12 protein-coding genes and 1 tRNA gene are annotated in these 13,648 nt (G+C 71.6%); 8 read left to right on the forward strand and 5 right to left on the reverse strand.

The window, feature by feature from the left end; genetic code table 11:
- Positions 1–130: 130 nt before the first annotated feature.
- The gene (locus AC0IWM_RS16865) at positions 131–1,114 is read right to left on the reverse strand and encodes an RluA family pseudouridine synthase (protein WP_471756940.1); all 984 of its coding nucleotides are present in this window, start codon (positions 1,112–1,114) and stop codon (positions 131–133) included.
- A 196-nt stretch (positions 1,115–1,310) separates the two neighbouring features.
- Here AC0IWM_RS16865 and AC0IWM_RS16870 point away from each other — a divergent pair.
- Positions 1,311–1,385 (forward strand) — tRNA-Glu (locus tag AC0IWM_RS16870).
- Positions 1,386–1,739: 354 nt separating this feature from the next.
- Entirely contained in the window at positions 1,740–2,162 is a 423-nt protein-coding gene (locus tag AC0IWM_RS16875; protein ID WP_471756879.1) for a MarR family winged helix-turn-helix transcriptional regulator, read from the forward strand.
- Positions 2,163–2,282: 120 nt separating this feature from the next.
- Here AC0IWM_RS16875 and AC0IWM_RS16880 read toward each other — a convergent pair whose 3' ends face one another.
- Both AC0IWM_RS16880 and AC0IWM_RS16885 read right to left on the reverse strand, forming a co-directional pair.
- Complete coding sequence (locus tag AC0IWM_RS16880) at positions 2,283–3,701, reverse strand: ATP-binding protein (RefSeq protein ID WP_471756882.1); 1,419 nt, start codon at positions 3,699–3,701, stop codon at positions 2,283–2,285.
- A complete protein-coding gene (locus AC0IWM_RS16885) occupies positions 3,698–4,417 on the reverse strand; it encodes a response regulator (protein WP_471756884.1) in 720 nt (239 codons plus the stop codon). The genes AC0IWM_RS16880 and AC0IWM_RS16885 overlap by 4 nt, the downstream gene beginning before the upstream one ends.
- 188 nt (positions 4,418–4,605) lie before the next feature.
- On the opposite strand from AC0IWM_RS16885, the gene AC0IWM_RS16890 reads away from it, so the two are divergent.
- The 6 genes from AC0IWM_RS16890 to AC0IWM_RS16915 all read left to right on the forward strand — a co-directional run bounded on the left by AC0IWM_RS16890 (position 4,606) and on the right by AC0IWM_RS16915 (position 11,231).
- Positions 4,606–4,923: a GCG_CRPN prefix-to-repeats domain-containing protein gene (locus tag AC0IWM_RS16890; protein WP_471756886.1), complete on the forward strand. Its 318-nt coding sequence runs from the start codon at positions 4,606–4,608 to the stop codon at positions 4,921–4,923.
- An 83-nt stretch (positions 4,924–5,006) separates the two neighbouring features.
- Positions 5,007–5,441, forward strand: coding sequence for an EF-hand domain-containing protein (locus AC0IWM_RS16895; protein ID WP_471756888.1), 435 nt, complete (start codon positions 5,007–5,009; stop codon positions 5,439–5,441).
- A 610-nt stretch (positions 5,442–6,051) separates the two neighbouring features.
- Positions 6,052–6,255 (forward strand): hypothetical protein, encoded by a 204-nt coding sequence (locus AC0IWM_RS16900; protein WP_471756890.1) that lies wholly within the window; start codon positions 6,052–6,054, stop codon positions 6,253–6,255.
- Between the two features lie 2 nt (positions 6,256–6,257).
- A complete protein-coding gene (locus tag AC0IWM_RS16905) occupies positions 6,258–6,818 on the forward strand; it encodes a TetR family transcriptional regulator (RefSeq protein ID WP_471756892.1) in 561 nt (186 codons plus the stop codon).
- Between the two features lie 42 nt (positions 6,819–6,860).
- Positions 6,861–8,027, forward strand: coding sequence for an efflux RND transporter periplasmic adaptor subunit (locus AC0IWM_RS16910; protein ID WP_471756894.1), 1,167 nt, complete (start codon positions 6,861–6,863; stop codon positions 8,025–8,027).
- Between the two features lie 45 nt (positions 8,028–8,072).
- On the forward strand, positions 8,073–11,231 hold the full coding sequence (locus AC0IWM_RS16915; RefSeq protein ID WP_471756896.1) for a multidrug efflux RND transporter permease subunit: 3,159 nt from the start codon (positions 8,073–8,075) through the stop codon (positions 11,229–11,231).
- A 124-nt stretch (positions 11,232–11,355) separates the two neighbouring features.
- Here AC0IWM_RS16915 and AC0IWM_RS16920 read toward each other — a convergent pair whose 3' ends face one another.
- Together AC0IWM_RS16920 and AC0IWM_RS16925 are read right to left on the reverse strand one after the other, a co-directional pair.
- Positions 11,356–12,534: a DUF3829 domain-containing protein gene (locus AC0IWM_RS16920; RefSeq protein ID WP_471756898.1), complete on the reverse strand. Its 1,179-nt coding sequence runs from the start codon at positions 12,532–12,534 to the stop codon at positions 11,356–11,358.
- Positions 12,535–12,873: 339 nt separating this feature from the next.
- Entirely contained in the window at positions 12,874–13,506 is a 633-nt protein-coding gene (locus tag AC0IWM_RS16925) for a class I SAM-dependent methyltransferase (RefSeq protein ID WP_471756900.1), read from the reverse strand.
- Positions 13,507–13,648 lie beyond the last annotated feature (142 nt).

Here is a 13,648-nt window from a genome sequence, read left to right on the forward strand (position 1 = left end):
CGGAAAGGTGACGCGTGGGACGCGTTCGTCATCAACGCGCGGGATCTCGCTTGGGTCTGTGATGGCACGAATGGCCGCAGCCCGCCGTGTCCTGGCGCACGCCCATGCGGTCTTGACTGTGTCGGCCGCGCTACGCCCCCGCCCTCAGCGTGGCGACGAGGGCTTCCAGATCGGCCGGCAGCGGGCTCTCGAAATGCAGGGGCTCGCCGGTGCGCGGATGGGCGAAGCCCAGCACGCTGGCATGCAGCGCCTGGCGCCCCAGGGTGGCGAGGGCGTCCCGCGCCGCCGGGCCGAGGCGGCCCGCCTTGGTCTTGAAGGCCCCGCCATAGACCGCGTCGCCGAGGAGCGGGTGTCCGCGATGGCTCAGGTGCACGCGGATCTGGTGCGTGCGCCCCGTCTCCAGCGTGCAGCGCACGAGCGCCACCGGCGCGTCGGTGCCCAGCACCGCCTCGACGCGGTAATGCGTGATCGCGTGCCGCCCGCCCTCGCCGCGCACCACCGCGATCTTCTCGCGGTTGCGGACGCTGCGGGCGAGGTTCGCCTCGATGGTGCCGGCCCGCGGCTCGGGCACGCCCCAGGCCAGGGCGAGGTAGGCCCGCTCCAGGGGGCCGGTGCGTCCGTGATCGGCGAACTGCGCCGTCAGTCCCGCATGGGCGAGGTCGTTCTTGGCCACCACCAGCAGGCCGCTGGTGTCCTTGTCGATGCGGTGGACGATGCCCGGCCGGCGCACGCCGCCGATCCCCGACAGGCTGTCCCCGCAATGGGCGATGAGCCCGTTCACCAGGGTCCCGGATTCGTGGCCGGGGGCCGGGTGGACCACGAGCCCGGCCGGCTTGTCGATGACGACGAGGTCGTCGTCCTCGTACACGATGGCGAGGTCGAGGGCCTGGGCCACCGGCTCGGGCGCCACCGCCTCCGGGATCGCGACGGCCAGCGCGGCCCCGGGGCCGACCTTCACGGACGGGTCGCGGCTGACGGCCCCGTCGCGGCGCACCTGCCCGGCGCGGATGAGATCCTGCAGGCGCGAGCGCGAGACGTCGGGAAAGGCCCGGGCCAGGGCCCGGTCCAGGCGCTCGGTCGCGGCGTCCTCGGCGAGGGTCGCGCGCCGGTCCACGGAGCCCGGCGCGTCCGCGCGTTCCGGCAAATCTTCGAGTCCCGGCAAAAAGGCGATCCTTCGGTTCAAAATGTCGCTTGCGCCGCGCCGGCGCGATTTCGGCCCTTGTCGGGCCGCGCGACCCTCGCTATACGATCGCCCATCGGCCGGGAAGCACGGATCGCCGCAGCGATCTCCAGGCGCTTCCCTCCGGTCCGCGCCCATCGTCTAGCGGTTAGGACAGGTCCCTCTCACGGATCAGACCGGGGTTCGATTCCCCGTGGGCGCGCCAAGAACTCTCGCTCCCCAATTTTTTCCTCTTCCGTCGGCGTCCGATCGCGCTTGCTCCGTGCTCGTGGCCGGATCGATCCGGTGCCTGGATGGACGGTCGATGCCGTCGGTACGCGGGGTCCGGAGCGAGGCGTCCCGGACGCCCGGACGGTGTCGGGGCCGGCTGCCGACGCCCTTCAGGGCGCCGCGCGCGGCCGTTCATCGCTGCCGCAGATCGGCCCGTTCGCCGAGAAAGCGTTTGTCATGCCCTTTCAGATGTGTGCAATATGCACATATGTCGGCGGGCGGACCGGGGTCGGTGAACACAGTGCAGAGGACGCTCCCAACGGTGCTGCTGCGGGACTTGCATGGCGCCATGATCGATATCGTCAGCGTGATGAACCGGCCGCAGCGTGACGCGGCGATGGTTCGCGAGGCGGGGATCGTGCTCGATCGTGCGCTGTTCCCGCTGCTGATGATGGTGGACCGGCTTTGGCCGATCGGCATCGTCGACCTCGCCGACCGGGTGGGGCGCGATCACACGACGGTCAGCCGCCAAGTGACCAAACTGGAAGGCCTCGGCCTGGTCGTACGCCGATCGAACGCAACGGATGGGCGTATGCGCGAAGCCGTGATCACGGCCAGCGGCAAGGCCTTGACCGGCAAGGTCGACGTGGCGCTCGAGGCGATCGCGCACAGGATCTTCGCCGATTGGACAGACCAGGATGTCGCGGATCTCGCCCGGCTGATGCGCCGTTTCGCCGATGCCATGCAGAACGACCCGATGGAGCAGGGCTGACGCTCCGTCCGATGGGCTGCGTGCCGAGACGGGCGTGCGCGATCCGCTCCGGTCGGCCCGAGACGGAAACGTCTGCATCCCGGTCATGGCGCGGACGGGCGGGTCCCGACCGGACCTGGGTCAGGACTCGCGGCTCGTCCCGCGTCCCGACCTGTCCGCAGCCGTCGAATCCCCGGCACGGCGCCTCGCCGCGGAGGCGGGCAGCGTCACCTCCACCCTGAGGCCCCCGCCCTCCCGGTTGCGAAGGGCGATCTCGCCGCCATGGGCGCGGATGCCCGAGCGCGCGATGGCGAGGCCGAGACCGACCCCGCCGGTCTCGACGCTGCGGGAATCGTCGAGGCGGGTGAAGGGAGCGAACATCTCTTCGATCCGCTCGGACGGGATGCCGGGTCCATCGTCGTCGATCGTGCCGACGACGCCGTCGTCCCGGTGTTCGAGGGCGATCCGGGCACATCCGCCGTAGCGGACGGCATTGGCCACGAGGTTGTCGAACGCGCGGCGCAGAGCCGTGGCGCGTCCGTGGAACGGGAGGGCATCCGGGGCGCCAAGGATCACGGCGTGCCCCAGGACCCGGTGCTCATCGACGATGGCCGCCAGCAGCCCGGCGAGGTCGAACGGGGCGTCGTCCTGGCTGAGCGCGTCATCGCGCGCGAAGGCGAGCGTCGCCTCGACCATGTCGCGCATGTCCGCGATCGTGCGCACCATCGCACCGCGCAAGTCCGCGTCCTCGACCATCTCCGCGCGCAACCAGAGCGAGGCGATGGGGGTGCGCAGGTCGTGACTGATGGCGGCCAGCATCCGGGTGCGGTCCGAGACGAAGGCCCGCGAGCGCGCCTGCATCAGGTTGAAGGCGGCCGTCATGGTCCGCAGCTCGCGCGGCCCCCGCTCCGGCAGGGGCTCGACGGCCACGCCCCGGCCGGCGGATTCGGCGGCCCGGGCCAGGGCCTGCACGGGTCCGACGATGCCGCGCATGGCGATGCCGGTCACGACCAGGACGGCGACGACGCTGGCTGCGACCTGGATCAGCCCGATGCGAATCCAGGGCGGCGTCGACAGCGCGAGCGGCGCCTCGCCGTTGAGCCAGCGGCCGTCGTCGAGGCGGACGGAGACCCTCAGGACCTGCGGTCGGGCAGCGAGACGTTCCGACGACGCCTCGGGCTGCCGGTCCTGATCCCGCTCGACGAGCAGGAGGCGGGCCTGGCTCGCACCGTCCCGCATGCGTCGGTCGAGGCGACGGGCGAGCCTGGTCTCGTCGGCATCCATCGCGTTGTCCGGCACCAGGCTGGCCGTGTCGATGGTGAAGCGATGCCGGGGCGAACCGTAGGCTTCGATCACGCCGGGGACGGCGTCCGGCGGCACCGTCTCCAGCAGCCGAACGAGGGTGGCGACGCGGTCGACGACCTGGGTGCGAACAGCCGCACGCCCGACCAGGGACGATTCCCGCGTGAACATCGCGAAGGCGGCGGCCTGCGCGCCCACGACCGCGAGCACCAGCAGGAGCGCCAGCCGGCCGGCGAGGGAGCCCTGCCACCCGCTCACGGCGCGGCCCTGACATCGGTCGCGAGGACGTAGCCGCCACCCCAGACGGTCTTGAGAAGCTCCGGATGGGCCGGGTCGCGTTCCAGCTTGCGCCGAAGCCGGCTGACCTGGTTGTCGATGCTGCGGTCGAACCCCTCGGCGGCCCGGCCGCTGGTCAGGTCGAGGAGCTGGTCGCGCGAGAGGACGATGCGCGGATGCCGGGTCAGCGCGCAGAGCAGGCGGAACTCGGCGGTGCTGAGGGCCACCGCCCGACCCGCCTCGTCGACCAGTTCGCGGCGGTCGGTGTCGAACACCCAGCGGTCGAAGGCGAGCCGGCTTCCGTCGCCGGCGTCGCGGAGGCGGGGGAGCGCCCGGGCGCGGCGCAGGAGGTTCTTGGCCCGGGCCAGGAGCTCGCGCGGGTCGAAGGGCTTCACGACGTAGTCGTCCGCGCCGATCTCCAGGCCGACGATACGGTCCGTCTGCTCGGCCAGCGCGGTCAGCAGGATGACGGGCGTGTCGTGGACCTCGCGGATGTGCCGGCAGAGCGAGAGCCCGTCCTCGCCCGGCATCATTACGTCGAGGATGACGAGGTCGATGGCGGAGCCCGAGAGGACGGCACGGGCCGCGACCGCGTCGGCGGCAACGCTGACGCGCAGGTCGTGCCGCTTGAGATAGGCCGCGAGGGGGTCGCGGATGTCGCGGTGGTCGTCGACCACCAGGACATGGGCGTGGTCCATGGCTGAGTGTCCCATCGGCGGGTTCTAGCGCGGCCGGAGATCCGGCTCTCGACGAAGTTGTCGCAACCTGTGTCAGGCCGCCCGGATCCGCGACCCTTCGCGACACAATCGGGATGTCCCGGCAAATTCCTGCGACAGGAGGCGGGCAATCTCTCCGCATCGCAATCACCCACCAGGGAGACCCTGCAATGACGGGACTGACGAACATCGCCTCCAGCGGACTCAAGCGCTTGGCTCCGGCGGCACTCCTGGCCGCGGGGCTGGCGGCGCCGCTGGCCACCGCCGGCACGGCGGAAGCCCGCGACGGCTGCGGCCTCGGCTTCCACCGCGGACTCTACGGCTATTGCCGCCCGAACCTCGGACCGCGCGTCGTCTACGCGCCCTACGTCGTTCGGCCGGCCTTCTACGGACCCCGGTTCTACGGTCCCCGCCGAATCGGCTGGGGCGGCCCGCGCTGGCACCGTTGGGGCGGCTACCGCCACGTCGGCTGGCATCACCGCTGGTAACGCGGCCGGCCCGGCCTTCCCCGCGCGGGATCGCGCCCGAGGGGTGCGATCCCGTCTCCTCCCTCCAGCACAAGGGTGCCGCTATGGCCCGTCGAACCTTATGCCTGACGCTCGCGGCGTTCCTGTCGGCATCCGCCGCCATCGCCCAGACTCCCGGGGGCCAGACTCCCGGGGCCCAGACTCCCGAGGCGCCCTCGCCCCCGTCGAGGCTCGAGGACCGCAAGCCCGAGGGCGTCGACCTGGCGACCTTCCAGGCGCGGCATCGGATGCGCCTGATGCGGGCGGACACCGACCACGACAACCGGATCAGCGAAGCGGAATGGACCGCCTGGTGGGCCGCCCATCCGGGCAAGGGCCCGGCCGATCCGGCGAAGCGCTTCCGCCGGCTCGACGCCGACCGGGATGGCTTCGTCACGGTCGAGGAGATCGACGCCGTCACGGCGAAGCGCTTCGCGCGCCTCGACGACAATCACGACGGGCGCGTCACGCGCGCGGAGCGCCCATGCCGGACACGCTGAACCGGGCGGACCGGCCGGACCCGACCGGCGGGCGTCGACCCGTGCCATCCGCGCCCCGGCCCCGGCGTCTGGACGCGACGGCGAGAGCCGTCGCGTCACCGGGCTTCTCCAGGCCGCGGGCTGGCAGGCCGGCAAGGCTCGGGTTCGACGCATCCGGCGTCGCGAGGGACCCAGGATCGCGTGGAAACGCCGGCCGCAGCCTCGCAATCCCGTTCGGCGCTTCGAACTTCGTCCAGGGCTGAACCCGTAACGGTCGCGCCTGGCGCATCCCGTCCGCTGCGGCAACGGCCCGGAGATGATCGCGACGGCTTTGCGCGAGGGGGCGCCGAGACGGCCCGCGGATCCGACACACGGCGGCAGGATCGCCGTGGGCGAACGCCTGCTCCGAGAGCATCGACGGCAAGCGCGAAGTCGAAGGCCGGAAACAGGCGCCCTCCGACGCGCGCGAGACGGTGCGGAGCGTGATCGGCCCGTGGCGGAACACCGACCATCGCGTTCGGCCGCACGCGTCGTCGGGATGCCTGTCACCGGTGCCTTGCCCGCCCCGATTCGCCCTTGAAAGATACCAAACAGTCGGTATTTATGGCGGCAACGACTCACCGGTGGGATCATGCCGAACCAGACCCTCGCCGACTCGGCGCCGCATGCCGCCCGGCCCTGTAAGATCACTGACATGACCATGCTCCAGACCTCGGACCGATGCACGAAGGCGGTGCCGACGCTGGCCATGACCGCCCGCGATCGTGGCGCGTTCGACCCGATGACGCATGCCCGCAGGGCGATGCCGCTCGCCGCGACACAGACGGGACACTGAGCATGGACGCCGCCCGCCGCAGGAAGCAGCCCGAACGCGTCCGGCGCAGCCTCCTCGATTGCGCTGCCGCCCTCGCCCTCGAACAGGGACTCGGCGCCGTCACCGTGCAGGCCGTCTGCGAGGCGGCCGGCGTCACCAAGGGCGGCCTGTTCCACCACTTCGCGAGCAAGCAGGCCCTGATCGACGCCGTGGTCGCCGAGCTGCTCGAGAAGCTCGACGCCGACATCGAGGCGGCCATGGCCCGGGACCCGGAAGCCTGGGGACGCTTCACCCGCGCCTACGTCACCGTCACCCTGGACGACCTGATGCTCAACCAGAGCAGTCAGTGGACCGCCCTCTACATCTCGTCCCTCACCGAGCCGAGCCTGCGCCGGGTCACGGCGGCGTGGTTCGCGCGCTTCGTCGAGCGCCACCGCGCCACCGACGACGATCCGACCCTGGAAATCGTGCGGCTCGCCACCGACGGGGCCTGGCTCGCCGCTCTTCTGCGGGAGGATGGCGGACCGATGCCGGACCTTTCGGCTCTGCGCGAACGCCTCCTGGCGATGACCCGCCGGGCCTGACGGCCCGCGCACTCCTTCCTCGATCCAAGGACCCGGACAGCCATGCGTGACCTCGCGCGCCGACGGTGGCCCGTCATCCCCCTCGTGACGCCCTGCCTCGTGCTGCTCGCGGTGTTCGGCTGCAAGCCGGCGGCGAACGGCCCGGCCGAGCCCGGGGCCGAGGCCCCGGTGCCGGACGTCTCCACCGTGACCGTGGAGGGCACCACGGTTCCGCGCCTGCTCGACTTCGCCGGGCGTCTCGCCTCGACCCGCGTGGCCGAGGTCCGTGCCCAGGTCTCCGGCATCATCCAGGAGCGTGCCTTCGAGGAGGGCAGCCTCGTCGCCAAGGGCGACGTGCTCTTCCGGATCGATCCCGCCATCTACCGGGCCGAGGTCGACGCCAAGGCCGCGGCCCTCGCCCGGGCGGAGGCGACGCGCGTGCAGGCCCAGCGCCAGTCCGAGCGCACCGAGACGCTGGTGGAGCGGCAGGCGGCGAGCACCGCCCAGCAGGACGTCGCCCTGGCCAGCCTGCGCCAGGCCGAAGCCGACGTCGCCAGCGCCCGGGCTCAGCTCGCCCGTGCGCGGATCGATCTCGACTTCGCCACCGTGCGCGCGCCCATCGCCGGGCGCATCGGGCGTGCGCTGATCACCGAGGGGGCGCTGGTCGGCGCGGCCGACGCCACCAGGCTCGCCGTCATTCAGCAGATCGACCCGATCTTCGCCGACTTCAACGCGCCGGCCACGAACCCGGACTCGCTGGCCGGACCAGGCGCCGACCTGCCGGCGACCGAGGTCCGTCTCCTGCGACCCGATGGCGGCCTCTATCCCGATGCCGGCCGCCTGCTGTTCACGGATGTCGGCGTCGATCCCGGCACGGGCCAGGTCTCTCTGCGCGCGACCTTCCCCAACCCGAAGGCCGCCCTGCTGCCCGGCACCTACGTGCGCGTGCGCGTCGGCCAGGGCCAGAAGGCCGATGCGGTCATCGTCCCGGCCCAGGCGATCCAGCGCAGCAGTGCCGGCGAGGCGCAGGCCTACGTGGTGACGGAGGGCCGGACCGCCCTGCGGCCCCTGCGCACCGGCCCCCTCACGGAGGGAGGCTGGATCATCGAGCAGGGGCTGAAGGCCGGCGAGACCGTGGTGGTCGAGGGCTTCCAGAAGATCCAGCCCGGCATGGCCGTCAAGCCGGTGCCCTGGGCGGGCGCCCGCACCGCCGCCCTTCCGGCGCCCTGACCGAACGCGCCGTCCACCCTCCCCCGCTCCCGCAGGCGCAGTCCCATGACCCGGTTCTTCATCGACCGCCCGATCTTCGCCTGGGCGATCTCGCTCTTCATCGTTCTGGTGGGGGCGATCTCGCTCCTCGTGCTCCCCGTCTCGCAATACCCGGACGTGGCCCCCGTCACGATCCAGGTCACGGCGACCTATCCGGGTGCCCCGCCCGAGCGGCTCTACGACGGCGTCACCCGCATCATCGAGGAGGAGCTGAACGGCATTCCGGGGCTGATGTACTTCGAGAGCACCAGCGACACCTCGGGCCAGACCCAGATCATGGCCTCCTTCGCGCCGGGCTCGGACGCATCGCGGGCGACGGTGGCGGTCCAGAACCGGATCAAGCGCATCGAGGCGCGCCTGCCCCGCGCCGTGACACAGCAGGGCGTCATCGTCGAGGAGGCCAGCACCAGCTTCCTGCAATTCATCACCCTGAGTTCCCGCGACGGCTCCCTGAGCGAGACGGATCTGGGCGACATCGCCGCCCGGCGGGTCCTCGGCGAGCTGCGGCGGGTGCCGGGCGTCGGACGCGCCACCCTGTTCTCGTCGGAGAAGGCGCTGCGCATCTGGATCGACCCGGTCAAGCTCGTCGGGTTCAGCCTGACGCCGGCCGACGTCACGGCGGCGGTCGGCGCGCAGAACGCCCAGATCGCGTCGGGCATCGTCGGCGCCCAGCCCGCCCGGGACGGCCAGCGCATCGCCGCCAACGTCCTGGTGAAGGGACAGCTGACCTCCGCCCGCGAATTCGGCGCGATCGTGCTGCGCGCCAACCCGGACGGTTCGCTGGTGCGCCTGCGCGACGTCGCCGAGGTGGAACTGGCGGGCCAGTCCTACACCATGCAGACCCGCCTCGACGGGCGCCCCGCCGCCGGCATCGGCATCCAGCTCAGCCCCGGCGGCAACGCCCTCGCGGCGGCCACGGGTGTGCGGGCCCGGATCGCGACCTTGGCGAAGACGCTGCCCGCCAACGTGGCGATCACGATCCCCTACGACACGACGCCCTTCGTCGAGGTCTCGATCCGCAAGGTGCTGGTGACCCTGGCCGAGGCGATGGCCCTGGTCTTCGCCGTGATGTTCCTGTTCCTCCAGAACATCCGCTACACCCTGATCCCCACCATCGTGGTGCCGGTGGCCCTGCTCGGCACCTGCGGCGCCCTGCTGCTGGCGGGCTTCTCCATCAACGTGCTGACCATGTTCGGCATGGTGCTGGCCATCGGCATCCTCGTCGACGACGCCATCGTGGTGGTCGAGAACGTCGAGCGCATCATGGCCGAGGAGGGCTTGGCGCCGCGCGAGGCCACCGCCCGGGCGATGGGCCAGATCACCGGCGCCATCGTCGGCATCACCGTGGTTCTGGTCGCGGTGTTCGTGCCGATGGCGTTCTTCCCCGGCTCGGTCGGGGTGATCTACCGCCAGTTCGCGGTCAGCATGGCGACCTCCATCGCCTTCTCGGCCTTCCTGGCCCTGTCGCTGACGCCGGCGCTCTGCGCCACGCTCCTGAAGCCCATCGCGCCGGGCCACGGGCACGGCGGGCGCGGGGTCTTCGGCTGGTTCAACCGGTCCTTCGCGGCCGGGACCCGCGCCTACCGCTCCGGCGTGGACGGGACCCTGCGCCGGCCGCTCCGAGCGCTGGTCGTCTACGCCGCGCTGATCGCGGCGCTCGGCTGGGGCTACGCGCGGATGCCGTCGAGCTTCCTGCCCGTCGAGGACCAGGGCTACATCATCGTCGACGTGCAGACCCCGCCGGAATCCGCCACCGGCCGCACGCTCGACGTCGCCCGGCAGATCGAGGCGCATTTCGCCCGGGAGCCCGGCGTCGACAACCAGACCTTCCTCCTCGGCTTCGGCTTCTCGGGCCAGGGCCAGAACGCGGCGCTCAACTTCATCGGCCTCAAGCCCTGGGGGGAGCGCGGGCCGGCCGACAGCGCCGATGCGATCAGCGCCCGCGCCAACGCCATGCTGGCCGGGCTGCCCGACGCCGTCGCGATGTCGCTCGCCCCGCCGGCCATCGATTCCCTGGGCAATTCCAGCGGCTTCAGCTTCCGCCTCCAGGACAAGGCCCAGCAGGGCTACGCCGCCCTGGCCGCCGCGCGCGACCAGCTTCTGGCTGCCGCCACGAAGAGCCCGATCCTGCAGGGCGTCTACGTGGAGGGCCTGCCGACCGCGCCGCAGGTGGAGCTCCTGATCGATCGCGAGAAGGCGAACGCACTGGGCGTCACCTTCGCGGACATCAACGACACTCTCTCGACGAGCCTCGGCTCGGCCTATGTCAACGACTTCCCGAACCAGGCGCGCATGCAGCGGGTGATCGTCCAGGCCGAGGCCGGCCGGCGGATGAAGGCCGAGGACCTGCTCGACCTCCACGTCCGCAACGCCAGGGGCCAGATGGTGCCCCTGCAATCCTTCTCGCGCCTCGACTGGACGATGGGGCCGGCCCAGGTTGTCGGCTTCAACGGCTATCCCAGCATCAAGTTCGGCGGCACGGCGGCGCCGGGCTTCGCCAGCGGCGACGCCATGGCGGAGATGGAGCGCCTCGCCGGGCAATTGCCCGCCGGCTTCGATTTCGCCTGGACCGGGCAATCCCTCCAGGAAAAGCTCTCGGGCTCCCAGGCGATCTACCTGCTCGCCCTGTCGCTGGTCTGCGTGTTCCTGTGTCTGGCCGCCCTCTACGAGAGCTGGTCGATCCCGCTCGCCGTCCTGCTGGTGGTGCCGACCGGGATCGTCGGCGCGGTCTTCGCCATGCTGATGCGCGACATGCCCAACGACGTCTACTTCAAGGTCGGCCTGATCACGGTGATCGGCCTGACGGCCAAGAACGCCATCCTGATCATCGAGGTCGCCAAGGACCGCGTGGCGCAGGGGCGGCCCCTGCACGAGGCCGCCCTGGAGGCCTGCGCGCTCCGCTTCCGGCCCATCGTGATGACCTCCTTCGCGTTCATCCTCGGCGTGGTGCCGCTCGCCATCGCCACGGGGGCCAGCATGAACAGCCAGCGGGCCATCGGCACCGGCGTGCTCGGCGGCATGATCAGCGCGACGGTGCTGGCGGTGTACGTCACCCCGCTCTTCTACGTGCTGATCGCCTCCGCCTTCCGGCGGCGCGCGCCCTCCGCCGGCGCCAAGGCACCGCTGGCTTCGGCGGATCCCCACGGGGAAAAGGCACCCGCATGAGGCGCGGGCGCGGGACGCCGGCCGGCCGCGCTGGGCCGTCGGCGCTCCGAAGCCGAAGCGGCGGGTGACCGGGCGGAAGGAAGGGCGGGCCGGACGGGGACGTCGCGAGATCCCGCGAAGACCCTCAGCTCGGCCGCATCCGGTCCTCGTTCCTCTGGCAGGATTCCAGGTCGCGCACCGAACGATTGTAGGCCTCGTTGAAACGCTGCGCCGGCTGGCTCGGATCGCCCTTCGCGCGAATGTCCCGGGCGACATCCCGGCCGTGCCCGATCAGGCTCGCGACCGTATCGGTGTAGCCGGTGCAGGATGTGTTCGCCTTCGGGCTCATGCCGTCGAAGGTCGTACCGAGCTGGCGATTGGCGTTCGATACCTCGCCGAGGGCGGCCAGGAAGGGGGCGACATCCGCCCTGGGACCGAGGGCCTCGAATTGCCGGATCGCGCGGCGCAGCGTGAGGCTGGTGGAGAGGAGACGCCGCGCCGGCGCATCGTCCGGCAGGGCCGACAGACGGCGCTCGTCCCGGGCGATCTCGCGCTCGAACAAGGCCGTGCCGTAGGCGTCCATCGCCTTGGCCGCCGCCTCGACCCGCGGGACGAGGATCGCGTGCTGCTCGCGCGCGAACTTGAAGCCGTCCTCCTTGAACTCCCGCGTGGTCTGGTAGCGCGTCAGCACCTTCAGGGTCGGATTGACCTCGCGCAGGGCCGCCAACAGCCGGGCGGCCTGGGCATCGACCTCCGGCACGGCGCCCGGCAGCGCGACGGCCTTCTCCAGCTCCTCGATGACGCCGTCGAAATCCACGATGCCGAAATGGTACCAGGCATTGGCGCCGAGCTTCGTGCCGAGCTTGAGCACCCGCTCGTTGTCGCGCCGGTAGTCGGCCAGGTGTTGCGTCAAAGGATGCGACCGGACGAGGTGGTTCTGGGCCTCGGTGTAGGCGTTCGCCTTCGCCAGATTCTGAGACTCGGGCGTTTGCGTCGGCGCCGGACGGGCGGGCGCCCGAGCCGAGGCGGGCGGCGGCGGCGGGCTCTGCAGCAGGGCCTGGGAGGCCGCGGGTGCAGCGGGGAAATCGCACTTGAAGGCCTCGACCAGGCTCTTGCGGACGGCCTCGTGAGCCTGTGCGCACTGATAGGCCACGGTCGCCCGCGCGGCTTCGTTGCGCGCGACCGAGTCCCGGAAGCTCTCGCGCATCGTGCCGATCCCCTGGCGGATGCCGGGGCGGGCGGCCTCCGGCACGCCGGGGCTGGCGGCGCATTGGGCATAGGCGGCGAGGAAGGCGTCGCAGCTCTCGACGCCTACCGGTGTCACCGGCGTGACTGCGCGAGCAGGCGTCGGCGCGCACCCGACCAGGATGGCCACCACGGGGAGGACGTCACGAAACGATCCGACCCCGAATGCCCGTGCCCCGAATGCCCGTGCGCCGAGTGCCCGTGGCCCGAGTGCCCCTGCCCCGAGTCTCCGTGCCGGTCCTCGCATTCCCGTCCCTTTCCTCGAAGCGCCGATTGCGTTGAAGCGTCGCGCGGGACCCCGGTAGGGTCCCGCCGCTCGCCGGCCGCCGAATCCGGTCGGCCCGAGCCGTTGGAGCCGTCCCCGTGCCATGCGCGTGTCGCCCGGCTCGCGCAACCGCGACGGCGCGGAGCGGGGGTCTCACGCGCCTGACGTCCAGCCGATCACCGCCGTCAGCGGATCGCCGAGGCCAGGCTCCGGGATCGGTACGTGCACCGCGGTCCGCGCGAAGCCGGCATCCTGCAGATAGCGCTCGACCAGTCGCGCGCGCCCCGCCCCATCCAGAGCGTTCCAGATCGCCACGGCCTTGGTCGGGAAGCATCGGTTCGAGAAGCTGATGACCACCGGTGCCCCCGGGCGCGACACGCGCGCGACCTCGGACAACACCGCGATCGGCTTCTGCAGGTACTGGACCGAGACGCACAGCAGTGTCGCGTCGACGCTCGCGCTATCCAGGGGAAGCCGGGGCGCGGCGTTCAGATCCTGGACGAAGTGCTGAGTCAGGCGGGGGTTCGCCGCAAGTTCCGAGGCGTTCAGCCCGTGGCCGATGACCCGCGCGAAGGTCAGGTCCTCCGGCAGGTGGCTGACCCAGCTGGACATCAGGTCGAGAACCGTTCCTCCGGCCGGAACGACCTCCCGGTAGAGGCGCGTGACCGCGGCGATGGCGGCGTCGTCGATATGCGTGACGAAGCGCGGTTGCCGGTAGAACAGCGGATCGGGGCTCGGATCGTCCTTGGCGAACGCCGCGGGCGGAAAATCTGTCACCGGTGTCATCGAACTCTCGCGCTGCCTGCCGCCGACACGCTGGCCGAGGCCGGATCACGGAGCGCGATCCGGCCGGAGCCCATCGTGGCGAGGTCCAACGGCGCTGCGGGGCGATCGATCCTTGTCCACGGAAGGGACAGTCGCGTGTCGG

The sequence above is a fragment of the Methylobacterium sp. AC433 genome, from assembly GCF_979253015.1.

Excerpts from the sequence above, each read along its gene's own strand:
- AC0IWM_RS16890 (WP_471756886.1), top strand. The coding sequence starts at position 4,606 with ATGACGGGACTGACGAACATCGCCTCCAGCGGACTCAAGCGCTTGGCT.
- AC0IWM_RS16925 (WP_471756900.1), bottom strand. The coding sequence starts at position 13,506 with ATGACACCGGTGACAGATTTTCCGCCCGCGGCGTTCGCCAAGGACGAT.
- AC0IWM_RS16905 (WP_471756892.1), top strand. The coding sequence starts at position 6,258 with ATGGACGCCGCCCGCCGCAGGAAGCAGCCCGAACGCGTCCGGCGCAGC.
- AC0IWM_RS16900 (WP_471756890.1), top strand. The coding sequence starts at position 6,052 with ATGCCGAACCAGACCCTCGCCGACTCGGCGCCGCATGCCGCCCGGCCC.
- AC0IWM_RS16885 (WP_471756884.1), bottom strand. The coding sequence starts at position 4,417 with ATGGACCACGCCCATGTCCTGGTGGTCGACGACCACCGCGACATCCGC.
- AC0IWM_RS16910 (WP_471756894.1), top strand. The coding sequence starts at position 6,861 with ATGCGTGACCTCGCGCGCCGACGGTGGCCCGTCATCCCCCTCGTGACG.
- AC0IWM_RS16895 (WP_471756888.1), top strand. The coding sequence starts at position 5,007 with ATGGCCCGTCGAACCTTATGCCTGACGCTCGCGGCGTTCCTGTCGGCA.
- AC0IWM_RS16915 (WP_471756896.1), top strand. The coding sequence starts at position 8,073 with ATGACCCGGTTCTTCATCGACCGCCCGATCTTCGCCTGGGCGATCTCG.
- AC0IWM_RS16875 (WP_471756879.1), top strand. The coding sequence starts at position 1,740 with ATGATCGATATCGTCAGCGTGATGAACCGGCCGCAGCGTGACGCGGCG.